The organism is Bacillus sp. B2-WWTP-C-10-Post-4 (genome assembly GCF_009183805.1).
GTDB lineage: Bacteria > Bacillota > Bacilli > Bacillales > Bacillaceae_G > Bacillus_A > Bacillus_A cereus.
The window spans coordinates 1-12,787 of the sequence record NZ_WEII01000107.1; the positions used below are offsets into that span (position 1 = coordinate 1).

Sequence of the window (12,787 nt, forward strand, 5' to 3'; positions counted from 1 at the left end):
ATCTATTTGAATTCTATGTTTTTTAAGGGGGATTTTAAATTTATAATAAAATATAATTTCATTTTCTATAAAAGATTTTTTTATGAATGGAATTGAAAGTCAGTTGACAAATATTAAATTCTGGTTTAAATTTTGAAGTAATTCAATAAACTTTGTTAGGTGAGGCTCCTGTATAGAGAAACGCTGCTGCCCAAAAATGTCGAGAGACGCCAATGGGTCAACAGGAACGGTCGGATTAAGGCCCTTCTTAATGTAGCTGGTTATAAAAACCTATGCTATACAGTGCTAAAACTCAACGAGGGAGTGGTATACGATTTGATAGAAAGGCACCTCTGTGATTTCGGCAGAGCTGTCTTAATAATCATTTATTTGTATTGTGAAAAAACCTTTACTCCTTTTTGAGTAAAGGTTTTTCTGTTTAATGTTATTTATTTTTATCTTGTCTATATTCAAAAAGGAGGTAATTCTAACTAATGAATTGATTGCAATGTAACTATTATTGCTCTAATAAAAAATTTAAGACAGATAAAATAAAACAAAACCACTCATGAAACTCTAGAGTCTCCCTTAGCAATATGAGGAGGAGTTAACATGAAGAAATTATTAAAGGAATTACTTATAACCAAAAATAACTTGGATGCAGAGAAAGTTTTACGTCTTCCGTCGTATGATATTGCGCAAGAAGTAAAACAGTTTTCAATTGAAGATCAAGTCATATTACTAAATACGATTCCTGTATTAAAAAGCTCTAAAGTTCTTCAATATATGAGTGCAGAAGAAAAGTATAATATCTTAATTCACTTATCTGAAAATAAAGCTAAAAAGTTACTAAATTTACAACCGATTGATGAATTAGTAGATTTACTTCTAGCGGTTCATCCGGAAAAACAGGCTAAATTAATGGCGTATCTAGATAAAATTACAAAACATAACGTAAAAAAATTAATGACTTTCAAACCTGAAACGGCAGGAAGTCTTGTTACAAGTGATTTTGTTGCAGTTAGAGGAAATTGGTCAGTAAAAATGACATTGAAGCATATTAGGGAACACTCTGAAAATGTAGAATCAATATCTTATAGTTATGTTCTTGATAGTTATGGTTATCTTGAGGGAATCGTTTCCATACATGAGTTATTACTAGCAGCAGATGAAGAGGTATTATCTACTATCATGATGCAAGAGGTAATTTCAGTACACGCTGAAGTTGACCAACAAGAAGTTGTAAAAAAGCTACTGAATTATAATTTAGCAGCAATACCTGTCACAACAGCAAATAATAAAATGATTGGTATTATAACATTTGATGACGTAATGAATGTTATGGAAGCAGAAGCTACAGAAGATATTCAAAAGTTAGGCGGAAGTGAACCATTGAATCAATCTTACTTTGAAGCTAGTATTTGGAGCATTTTCCTAAAACGTCTACCATGGTTATTACTTCTTTTTGTTGCTGAGGCATATACAGGTACAGTATTAAAGTATTTTGAAGACGAAATTGAAACTGTAGTTGCCCTTGCTTTCTTTGTTCCATTATTAGTAGGTACTGGAGGGAATACAGGAACACAGGTTGTAGCAACAATTACTCGTGCAATTGGTATTGGAGAGTTGAAATTTAAAGACATTTTCCGTGTAATGAAAAAAGAATTTGCAATTGGTATGCTTCTAGGACTTGCACTTGGGATAGCTGGGCTCATTCGTGCTTATATGTTAGGAGTTGGAACAGAAGTTGCGCAAGTTGTAGCAATTACTTTATTATTTATTGTTATTTGGGCTTCTCTTGTAGCAGCTGTTTTACCTTTAATTCTAAGAAAATTAAAACTAGATCCTGCAGTTGTTTCAGGTCCATTTATTACAACATTTGTTGACGGAACAGGATTAATAATTTACTTCATGGTTGCAAAAACGTTATTAAATTTATAAATATACACTAAAAAAACGAAATCCGGAATAAGTATGTTGCCTTAATTGCTAAAACATAGTGGGGAATTCAGGCATGAGGAAATCAAACACTTTTGTCTTTAGATAAATAATATTTTAATGGATTTATTAAATGTAATGAATGCTGGAGGATAAAACTATGAAACATCTAAGAAAAATCTTCAAACGAATTTTGCTTCTATTTTCTATTTTAATGATTATTGGCGTAGGAATACTATTTGGTACTAGCTATGGCCGAGAGCTTCGTATAACAATCGCTGGGAGTATATTAACTTCTCAGCATCCACAATATGCGAAATATACATTCCTATCCCAAAAGGAACTAGATAAACTGCAAGATAGAATTAATCATCCAAAATGGTCAAACAGTGATGAGCATATTTATAAAAAAATAGTAGGAAAAAGATTAGAAGAATTAAAAAATCAGCCATTAGAAATTGATGTAGAAACAATTAAAAGTAATAAAGATAGTCGCTTTCTTTTCGAAGGAAAGTTAGTAACAATTAGTAATCCTTTCAATGTTAAACTTGTTAGCCATCAAGGAACACAGGGTGCTAACAGGGGAGAAAAAATTAGTGTAATGGCAAAACGTAATCATGCACTTGTTGCTGTGAATGCAAGTGGATTTGCTGACGAAACAGGAAGGGGTGGAGGAAATGTTGCTACTGGAATTGTGATAGAAAATGGGAAAGCTATTGATACAAATATGGATAGAAATGCCCCTACAATTATTACGGGATTAACAAAGTTTGGTCAAATGATAACAGGAAATTATTCTACCCAACAACTGTTGGATAAACAAGTCGTTTCCGCAGCTGGATTTATGCCACAGTTAATTGTAAATGGAGAAAAAATGATTACAGAAGGAGACGGCGGTTGGGGGTCGGCTCCAAGAAGTATTATGGCCCAAAAAGAAGATGGTACAATTATGTTTCTAGTTATTGACGGTAGACAGACACATAGTATAGGAGCTACGTTGAAAGAGTGTCAAGATATTCTATATGAAAAAGGAGCTATAAATGCAATGGCAATGGATGGAGGTTCTTCTGCTACGCTATATTTAGGAGGAAAGGTTATAAATTCACCGTCTACATTATCCCATGAAGATCGTTATTTACCGAACGCTTGGATAGTAACAGCAAACCAAAAACAAAAAATAAAGATGACAATTGATGGGAGAAAAATAGATACCAAAACATCAGATGAATTTGATGCGAACATTTCAACGAATTTATGAATTATTAAAAATAGAACAAATACATGATTTTTATCCCGTTAGTCGGAAAATTGAAATTGTTTTTAAAAATTAGAAATTCTTATTTCATATTCATGATTTGCACAATATCAAACGAGAGTGATGAGGATTCCAAATTTACGGAATTCTTATCACTCTTTTTTAGTTTTTGTAAATATGGAACAATATCCTTACTTTCACTGTCTATTAAGCGTTAAAACATTTTTTATTAAATAAATTAAGAAAGGAATCATCATTTTTAACTAAGGGAGAAGATTGAATTGAAAAAATTATGGATGCTGCTTTTCGTTTGTTTCGCGGTTATGTTGGTAGGATGTAATAAAAACGAACCGCCAAAACAAGCATTTGAAGAATATATCAATTTATGGAATGATAGAAAATGTACAAATATGTATGATCATTTATCAGATCATGCAAAAAAATCAATTTCTAAAAAAGAATTCACAGAAAAATATCAAAAAATCTATGAGGGGATTGGAGCTAAGAATTTAAAAGTTAAAATGAAAGGAGAGAATACGAAAGATAAAGAGCTTTTTCTTTTTGAAGTTAAGATGGATACCGATGTAGGATCAGTTTCATTCATCCATGAAGCAAAACTTGTGAAAGATAAAGAGTCTTGGAAAATAGATTGGACGCCAGACTTCATTTTTCCAGGAATGAAAAAAGATTACAAAGTACGTATGCAAATAGAGCAAGGAAAACGCGGAGAAATATATGATCGAAATGGAAAAGGGCTTGCAACGAATGGTAAAGCGACTGAGGTTGGAATTATTCCAGAGAAACTAGGCGAGACAGCAGCGCAAACGAAAGAAATAGTAGCACAATTACTTGATATGTCTATAGAAGAGGTCGAACAAAAGCTCACAGCGAAATGGATAAAACCAGACTCCTTTGTACCAATTGGCATTTTAAAAGAGGGAACCAGACAGAATGATTATATTGAATTAGAAGGAGTTTCATCTCACCCAGTAAATATTCGTACGTATCCATTAGGTGAAGCAGCGGCACACTTAACTGGATACATAGGAAAGGTGAATGCGGAGGAGTTAAAATCACTTCAAAAACAAGGTTATCAAGCAGATGATTTAGTAGGTAAGACCGGTTTAGAGAAAGTGTTAGAAAATAAATTGCGTGGTGAAAAGGGTGGACGCGTATTTATAGAAGATGAGAAGGGGAAAGAGATTAAAAACGTAGCAAAAAAAGAAGCAAAAGAAGGAGAAAATGTTACGTTAACAATTGATGCTGCAATTCAAGAAAAAATCTTTAATGAGATGAAAACTGAAGCAGGGTCTAGTGCAGCGGTCAATCCTAAAACGGGTGAAACAATCGCACTTGTAAGTAGCCCTGCTTATAATCCAAATATAATAGTTAGAGGAGCATCGAAAGCCCAACGAGAAGCATGGAGTAACGACTCGAAACTACCAATGACGAATCGCTTTACACAAGCATTTGTACCAGGTTCCGTATTTAAAACGATCACAGGTGCAATTGGTTTGGAAACAAACACAATAAATCCGAAGGAAGAATTTAAAATTCAAGGATTGAAGTGGACAAAAGATTCGTCTTGGGGAAATTACTATGTAACGCGTGTAAAGGATGCAAGTCCAATTGATTTTGATAAGGCAATGAAGTACTCTGATAATATTTATTTTGCTCAACAAGCTTTGAAAATGGGAAAAGATCAGTATGTAAATGAATTTAAAAAGTACGGATTTCATGAAAAATTACCAATCGAATACGAACTTCCTATTTCAATCATTGCAAAAGATGGGATAAAAAACGATATTCAACTTGCAGACACGGGCTATGGACAAGGACAAGTATTAATGACACCACTTCATTTAGCATTAACATATGCACCGATCGTAAATGAAGGGAATATTCCGTCGCCACATCTTTTAAAAGAAGCAAAAGTAGCAGGGAATTGGAAAGAAAATGTGGTTTCTAAAAAGAATCAAGAGATATTAAAGAGCGCATTAATTAAAGTCATTAATGACCCTGATGGCGCGGGGAGAATTGCAAAGGTTAATGGTGTAACGCTTGCTGGTAAAACTGGTACAGCAGAACTGAAAGAGTCGAAAGAAGCAGACGGAAAAGAACTGGGATGGTTCGCAGCTTTCGATGCAAATGCGCCAGACATGATTGTTACAATGATGATTGAAGATGTAAAAGGAAGAGGAGGAAGTAACGTTCCAGGTGAAAAAATAAAACATGTATTTCAGAAATAATACTTAATTATAAGGTGAATTTTTCACTAAATTTATTACATGTTTGCTTAACTCAAAGATATAAATTGGGGGGAAATATAGAACAATTAAATTTCAAAAAAGCATTCTTTCTAATCGAGAATGCTTTTTTGCTGTCATTCTAGAAAAGTTGACATTGTTAATGGTAAATAGAAGGGAATAGCAAATTGAAATGGACAAGTAGAGTGTTACGTTAAATTCAAAAAATAGATTATTGTGAGTGGATTTTTATCATTGTATGCTTTACTTGTTTTTTAGTAGTATTATTCTGCCTGAAAAAAGATAAACAATGGAACAAATGAAACTTGTATTTTGTCTATATATTGAAACCATAATAAAAAAGTGAGGGCAGTTTTATGTTTATTCAAATAAGTTTGAGGTGTGGAAATGGAACAGACGTTTATTGAAAAGTGTAATCATGATGAGCTGGACTATGTTATAAAAGACTATTGGCAAGATGTATGGAATTATTCATTTATTATTACGAAAGATCCACACTTATCAGATGATATCACGCAAGATGTATTTATAAAGGTGTTTAAAAATTGGAATTCATTTCGAAAGGAGTCATCTATTAAAACGTGGATTTTAAAAATCACAAGAAATACGGCAATAAACTATTTGAAATCCTCCTATTTTAAAAGGATATCTTTAATAGGATTTTTTAGTGACGATAAGCAATCCCTGTCAGCAGAACAAGAATTTTTTAAGCAAGAAGAAATGAATGATGTGTGGAAGGTGGTATTAGAACTACCTAAAAAGCACCGTGAAATAATTATATTGGATGCAAAATATGAATTATCTTATGAAGAAATGGCTGAAACATTAGGAGTATCCGTTGGAACTGTAAAATCGAGATTAAGTAGAGCGAGAAGTAAGGTTTCAAAATTAATAGGGGAGGGTAGTAGTGATGAACAATAAACAAAATCCTGACTGGTATAGAAAAATAAAAAAAGGCCCAATGGAGAATCGTAAAGATGAAGAAGAATTTATTTCTAAAATAAAGCAGTCTATATATGAAAATAATGAAGTGGATTTTGAAAAACATAAAAGACCATTTCGTAAAAAAGCATTACCTATTGTAGTTGTTTTGGTTTGTACAATGTTATTTTTCATTGTTCAACAACCTTGGCTTGATGATAATAAATCGCCGGTACAAAGTAGTACTCAAATTAAGCCTAAAACAAAAGATGAGTCTGCTCAAGATCCATCATTAAAACAATTTATGAATGAACTATATCAAAGTACGAACTCAAAAAATGAAAATAACTTGTACAAAGCGTTAAATGATGAAGTTCTATTTAAAGGAAAGAGTTATAGGAAGGATGAATTGAAGTTTGATGAAGATATCTTTCATGAGTTGCAAGTCGCCCTTACAATGGGAGGAGAGTTTGCAAAAGATACAAAGCAAGTATATAAAGTACCAAGTGGATTGACAGAAAGTAACCAACCAAACCAAGCGCATTTTATATATGCAACTGTTACTGGAAATAAAACGAAAATTTTAGCTGAACCAAAGCGAGAATCACAAGTTTTATATGAAGTATCTAATGAAATGGTAAAAGCTTGGATTCCAGAAAAAGTACAGAATAATGGATATATAAAAATATCTACAATTAACGGTAATACTGGATATGTACAGAAAGAGTACGTTTTAACTGATATTAAATATTCATTTATGTTCGAAAAGAATAATGAAGGTATATGGAAAATAATAAATATAGATTCTATATGGTAAAAGAGGAAGGTTCATTAAAGTGAACCTTCCTCTTTATTTTTATTTTCGTTTTGAAGAGTATTCCAGTACTCTAAAATTTCTGATGTAACGAGAGCGGCAATGTTTTTTTCTGAATTACTACCAGGGATAACGACAGAAACGGCAATTTGTGGATCTTCCGTAGGAGCATACGCAATGAAAAGAGAGTGATTTATCATTCTTGCTTGCTCATTTGGAAAACCTGTAATACCTGTTTTACCTGCGACGTCAAAGGGCAACTTTTTAATTTCCTCTATATTTTGACTCATCCCACCTTGCACGACACTCCAAAAGTTCATCGGGTAACGATTTGAACTTTCTAAAATGGGTTTAAACTTTTTGGTTTCCTTACCATCTTGACCAATAATCGCACTTACGATTTGAGGTTTATATTTGTCGCCTTTACTTGCCAAAGTTGCTGCATATTGAGCGAGTTGAAGAGGAGTATGCACTTCATTTCCTCCCCAAGAGGCATTTAATAAAGCTGAAATCCCATTTTCAAATTTATTAGATGGATGGAATTCATATTGTCCGTCTTCTTCAAAGGGTAAATCAATCCCAGTTTTAGAACGTAGGCCGAATTGCATTAAATAATCTGTCCATATATGTGCCACTTTTTCTATATTTCCATTATTTTGGTTGAATAAGGGCAGAGCTACTTTTGCTGTCATAAATGTGTTAGATGAATTAATGATAGCCTGCCTCGGTGTAATCTCCCCTGTTGGTGTTCCAGGCGCATTCGTAATGTTATTTTGATTATCATACTGAAAAGTACCTTTATCTAAATAAGTATCTTCTGGTTGGAAAAGCTTTTCATTTAATCCAATCAAAATAGTGAGTGGTTTTATAGTAGAAGCCATATTTACATAAGATTCACCATACTTTAATTTTTGAATTGCTTTATTTTGCGAAAGAGATTTAATGTTTTCTTTTCTAGAAGATACATGTGTATTTAATATATTTGGATTAAAAGCTACCGAGTTGGCCATAGTTAAAATTGCGCCAGTTTTTGCATCGCTCACTATAGCATAACCAGCTTTAGCATCAGGTGTTTTCTTAATTTGAGATTTTAATGCTTCTTCTGCCTTTTGCTGCAACTCAGAGTCTAAAGCTAGCCGCACATCTTTTCCTTTTTGTACTTTTTGAATGTTCCATAAGAACTTTTTATTATTCAATTTAAAAATAAGAGTTTTGCCTGGTTTTCCTTTTAAATCATTTTCATATTGCAGCTCAATCCCGCTTTTTCCAACAGCCATATGCTTGGACTTAAGGTCATTTTCTACATACCCAATTACTTGTGAACCAATTTCGTGTTTAGGGTAATATCGAATCCATTCATCTTTAATTATTACATTATTGGGTTTGTTTTTGTTTATGAATGCAAGTTCATTCTCATTTATATCAGAGTATAACGGTATATCATTCATAGTCTTCTTTTTACAAGATTGTTGTAATTGAGATTTTATGTTCTCTGTAGAAATATCATGTTGAAACTCGCTTGAAAATTGGTTAAAAAAAGCTAATGTGTTTGATGTATCTTGTTTCGATAGCTTTTCATCATTAGAAGTGCAATATAGAGACTTAACTTTCTTATTTGTAGCTAGCATTACACCATTTTTATCAAAAATCTTTCCTCTTTCAGCTGAAGAAGTTGCGATAGTAATTGAAATGAAGTTGATTTTTAATAAAATTAGTAAAATCAAACCTACAATAGAAAGAACCGCAAAAAATCTCCATCTTCTTGTATGTAACATATAACCCTCCCTTATGTAGCCTATTTCATCTTATATTTAATTATTTTTTTTGTAAATGTGGAACAACTTTATTGTTTAGGTTGTCTATTAAGTATTACAGCATGAAGAAAGGAATAATTAGCATGAAAATTTACTAGCAAGTTTATATGTAAGTTTAATAAGAGTTATTATACAGTTTAGCACTTCTAATGCAAGTGGCAAAAAAAATAGAGAGAAAACAAGAAGGGAGAGTTATTAATTCCGTAGCTAAACGAAAAGGAATGGTTGCTTACAAGGATTAAGCAAAAAATTGAGGCGATATTTATAACCGATTATCGGTATCTAATATATAAGGAATGCTTTTAGTATTTGTAGCAATTCCTGAAAGGATTAAATGGAGGATTTATGAAAGGACAAAAAGGCAAGAAGCAGAAGACATATATATCTATTCGATTAAATATAATGTTCCTTTGCATATTTGTACTATTCTCAGCTATTATTATGCAGCTAGGAAAGGTACAAATCGTTGAGGGAGAGGCTTATAAGAACCAAGTGGAAAGTAGTCAAAATGCAATAACTAGTATTCCAGTTCCACGTGGACAAATTTTAGATCGAGAAGGGAAAACAGTTGTTAATAATAAATCTCTTCGCACAATTACGTATACAAGGGTGAAGGGAATTACGAGTGAAGATATTTTAAAAACAGCAAAAGACTTGGCGAAAGTACTTGAAATGCCTGAACAAGATATAAATAAATTAACAGATATCGATAAAAAAGATTTTTGGATGCAGTTGAATTCGAAACGTGCGGAGACAAAGATTACTAAGAAAGATATAGAAAAGTTTAAAGAAAAGGGTATAGAGGGAAAAGAGTTAGATAAAAAAATAGAAGACTTAAGACGAGGTCGGGTTACAGAGGTAGAATTAGCAGAATTAACAGCACAAGATTTAAAGGTGTTAGCTATTAAAAGTAAAATGAGTTCAGGTTATCAACTAACACCACAAATTATTAAAAAAGATGTAACAGATGAAGAGTATGCGCGGATAAGCGAAAATCTTGCGAATTTTCCAGGAGTAGATGCAACTGTTGATTGGGAACGTAATTATGTAAACGGTAATTTATTTCGTTCTGTATTAGGAAATATTACGAGTAGTGAAGAAGGATTACCGAAAGAAAATTTAGATTCTTATTTAGTACGTGGATATAACCGTAATGATCGTGTTGGAAAAAGTTATATTGAACAACGATATGAAGATGTATTACACGGCACAAAAGAAGAAGTAAAAAATATTACTGATAAATCAGGAAACATTGTTAACACAGAAATAATCTCTAAAGGAAAAAGTGGTAATAGTTTAACATTAACGATTGATATGGAATTACAAAAGAAAGTGGAAGAAAGTATAGAAAAAAACTTGAGAGCTTTTAAGAGTTCAGAGCCACTGCTCGATCGAGCTTTTGTTGTCATGACGAATCCAAATAACGGACAAATTTTATCAATGGCAGGCAAAAAGATTGTAGAAAAAGAAGGGAAAATAGAGGTTGAGGATTTGGCATTAGGAAACATGACAACTTCGTATGAGCTAGGGTCAGCTGTAAAAGGTGCTACTTTATTAACTGGATATGAGACAGGGGCAATACATCCAGGAGATCAATTTTATGACGCGCCGATGAAATTTAAAGGTACACAAGCTAAGAAATCGTGGAATGTATCCGGATTTGGTAATATTAATGATTTACGGGCTTTACAAGTATCTTCGAATGTATACATGTTCCAGACAGCTTTAAAAATTGCGGGAGTTAATTACGTACCAAATGGCTCATTGGATATTAAACAAGGAGCATTTGATACGATGCGCTATTATTTCAAGCAATTTGGTTTAGGTGTCCCAACAGGTATTGATTTACCGAATGAAATAATTGGACAAACGAGAAAAGTAGATAGTCAACCTGGGTTTTTACTAGATTTTTCTATCGGTCAGTATGATACGTATACGCCGTTGCAATTAGCGCAATATATTTCAACGATTGCGAATGGTGGTTATAGAATGCAACCTCAAATTGTACAAGAAATACGAGAACAATCAATAAAAGAAGAGGTTGGCAAAGTTATACGTTCCATAGAGCCTGTCGTATTAAATCGAATTGATATGAAGAAAGAACATATTGATCGGATAAAAGAAGGGTTTAGATGGGTATTCCAAGAAGGTGATGGAACTGGCGTGAAATATTTCAAAAACGCGCCATATAAACCAGCAGGAAAGACAGGAACAGCCCAAACTGTATATGGTGGAGATGACCCGATTGGTAGAAATGCAAAAGGAGAACGTATGGAATGTTACAACTTAACGTTAGTTGGATATGCTCCATATGATAATCCAGAAGTAGCATTTTCCGTAGTAGTTCCATGGCTTCATGATGATAAAAATGGAATTAATTCTATAATTGGAAAGGAAGTATTAGATGTATACTTTGATTTGAAACAGCAACGTATACATGGTGAAGCTACTAGTACAGGTAGTTCTAAGCAAAATTAGAGTACTTTTCTCAGGGAAGAGACCCTGTTCATATAAAGCCATTTATAAGTAAAAAAATGAAATATGAAATAAGAGATAGAGGCGTCGTAGCTACTATCTCTTATTTTGTTAATAACTCTCATACTAGCTATAATTTTTTTAGTTTGTGGAACAAATTTGGTTCGGTGATTGTCTATTATGTGTACGTATAAAAAGGTGCTAAAAATTTGGAAGGAATGATGATTTTGAAAAATAAGAGGATGCTAAAAATAGGAATATGCGTTGGTATATTAGGTTTAAGTATTACAGGCCTAGAAGCTTTTACAGGAGAGTCACTGCAAGTTGAAGCGAAAGAAAAGACTGGACAAGTGAAACATAAAAATCAGGCGACGCATAAAGAGTTCTCACAACTTGAGAAAAAATTTGATGCTCGAGTAGGTGTATATGCGATTGATACTGGTACAAATCAAACAATCTCTTATCGATCTAACGAAAGATTTGCCTTCGCATCAACCTACAAGGCTTTAGCAGCAGGAGTATTACTACAGCAAAACTCAATTGATACATTAAATGAAGTAATCACATTTACGAAAGAAGACTTAGTGGATTATTCACCTGTTACAGAGAAACATGTAGATACTGGAATGAAACTAGGAGAAATTGCTGAGGCTGCTGTTCGTTCAAGCGATAATACTGCAGGGAACATTTTATTTAATAAAATAGGAGGACCGAAAGGATATGAAAAAGCGCTTAGGCATATGGGGGATCGGATTACTATGTCTGATCGCTTTGAAACAGAATTAAACGAAGCTATTCCAGGAGACATTCGTGACACTAGTACAGCGAAAGCTATTGCTACGAATCTTAAAGCTTTTACGGTCGGAAATGCACTTCCAGCTGAAAAACGTAAAATTCTTACAGAGTGGATGAAAGGAAATGCTACAGGGGACAAACTTATTCGTGCAGGCGTACCAACTGAATGGGTAGTTGGAGATAAATCAGGTGCTGGTAGTTACGGGACAAGAAATGATATTGCTATCGTTTGGCCTCCAAATAGAGCACCAATTATCATCGCAATTTTATCTAGTAAAGATGAGAAAGAGGCAACCTATGATAATCAACTCATTGCAGAGGCAACTAAAGTTATAGTTAAGGCTCTTAAATAGTATTTTAGTTTTCGCATTTTTAACATGAAAGTATTAAAAGTATAAAGTTAGAAAACGACTCTTTTCTTGTGATAAGAGTCGTTTTTGTATTCTTATTATTAAAAAGGTAAAAGTAAAAATATAACGAATATATATGACATATCTCATACGAAATTTCATGTACTGTATTATTATAT

General features: G+C 33.1%; 8 protein-coding genes and 1 riboswitch. Of the genes, 7 read left to right on the plus strand and 1 reads right to left on the minus strand.

The annotated features are described in order from the left end of the window. The first annotated feature begins 144 nt into the window (after positions 1 to 144). Positions 145 to 310, plus strand: a riboswitch (M-box (ykoK) riboswitch). A 281-nt stretch (positions 311 to 591) separates the two neighbouring features. From mgtE to GBN78_RS24905, 5 genes are all read left to right on the plus strand, one after another. Then, positions 592 to 1,920, plus strand: a complete 1,329-nt coding sequence (gene mgtE / locus GBN78_RS24885; protein WP_097918578.1) for a magnesium transporter — start codon at positions 592 to 594, stop codon at positions 1,918 to 1,920. A gap of 157 nt (positions 1,921 to 2,077) precedes the next feature. Further along, positions 2,078 to 3,175, plus strand: coding sequence for a phosphodiester glycosidase family protein (locus GBN78_RS24890; protein ID WP_000681824.1), 1,098 nt, complete (start codon positions 2,078 to 2,080; stop codon positions 3,173 to 3,175). A 278-nt stretch (positions 3,176 to 3,453) separates the two neighbouring features. Continuing rightward, positions 3,454 to 5,421, plus strand: coding sequence for a penicillin-binding transpeptidase domain-containing protein (locus tag GBN78_RS24895; protein WP_152127816.1), 1,968 nt, complete (start codon positions 3,454 to 3,456; stop codon positions 5,419 to 5,421). Positions 5,422 to 5,826: 405 nt separating this feature from the next. Beyond that, positions 5,827 to 6,360, plus strand: coding sequence for an RNA polymerase sigma factor (locus tag GBN78_RS24900; protein WP_025966180.1), 534 nt, complete (start codon positions 5,827 to 5,829; stop codon positions 6,358 to 6,360). Then, positions 6,350 to 7,177, plus strand: coding sequence for an SH3 domain-containing protein (locus tag GBN78_RS24905; protein ID WP_001060751.1), 828 nt, complete (start codon positions 6,350 to 6,352; stop codon positions 7,175 to 7,177). The genes GBN78_RS24900 and GBN78_RS24905 overlap by 11 nt, the downstream gene beginning before the upstream one ends. Positions 7,178 to 7,191: 14 nt before the next feature. Here GBN78_RS24905 and GBN78_RS24910 read toward each other — a convergent pair whose 3' ends face one another. Beyond that, a complete protein-coding gene (locus tag GBN78_RS24910; RefSeq protein WP_000903423.1) occupies positions 7,192 to 8,949 on the minus strand; it encodes a peptidoglycan D,D-transpeptidase FtsI family protein in 1,758 nt (585 codons plus the stop codon). A 384-nt stretch (positions 8,950 to 9,333) separates the two neighbouring features. Here GBN78_RS24910 and GBN78_RS24915 point away from each other — a divergent pair, with 384 nt between their 5' ends. Both GBN78_RS24915 and bla read left to right on the plus strand, forming a co-directional pair. After that, complete coding sequence (locus tag GBN78_RS24915; protein WP_000678284.1) at positions 9,334 to 11,466, plus strand: peptidoglycan D,D-transpeptidase FtsI family protein; 2,133 nt, start codon at positions 9,334 to 9,336, stop codon at positions 11,464 to 11,466. A gap of 218 nt (positions 11,467 to 11,684) precedes the next feature. After that, positions 11,685 to 12,611, plus strand: coding sequence for a class A beta-lactamase Bla1 (gene bla, locus GBN78_RS24920; protein ID WP_141436972.1), 927 nt, complete (start codon positions 11,685 to 11,687; stop codon positions 12,609 to 12,611). Positions 12,612 to 12,787: the final 176 nt, after the last annotated feature.

What these genes read in the sequence shown, in the direction of transcription:
- GBN78_RS24905 (WP_001060751.1), top strand. Translation starts at nt 6,350, where the DNA reads ATGAACAATAAACAAAATCCTGACTGGTATAGAAAAATAAAAAAAGGC.
- GBN78_RS24900 (WP_025966180.1), top strand. Translation starts at nt 5,827, where the DNA reads ATGGAACAGACGTTTATTGAAAAGTGTAATCATGATGAGCTGGACTAT.
- GBN78_RS24890 (WP_000681824.1), top strand. Translation starts at nt 2,078, where the DNA reads ATGAAACATCTAAGAAAAATCTTCAAACGAATTTTGCTTCTATTTTCT.
- bla (WP_141436972.1), top strand. Translation starts at nt 11,685, where the DNA reads ATGATTTTGAAAAATAAGAGGATGCTAAAAATAGGAATATGCGTTGGT.
- mgtE (WP_097918578.1), top strand. Translation starts at nt 592, where the DNA reads ATGAAGAAATTATTAAAGGAATTACTTATAACCAAAAATAACTTGGAT.
- GBN78_RS24910 (WP_000903423.1), bottom strand. Translation starts at nt 8,949, where the DNA reads ATGTTACATACAAGAAGATGGAGATTTTTTGCGGTTCTTTCTATTGTA.
- GBN78_RS24915 (WP_000678284.1), top strand. Translation starts at nt 9,334, where the DNA reads ATGAAAGGACAAAAAGGCAAGAAGCAGAAGACATATATATCTATTCGA.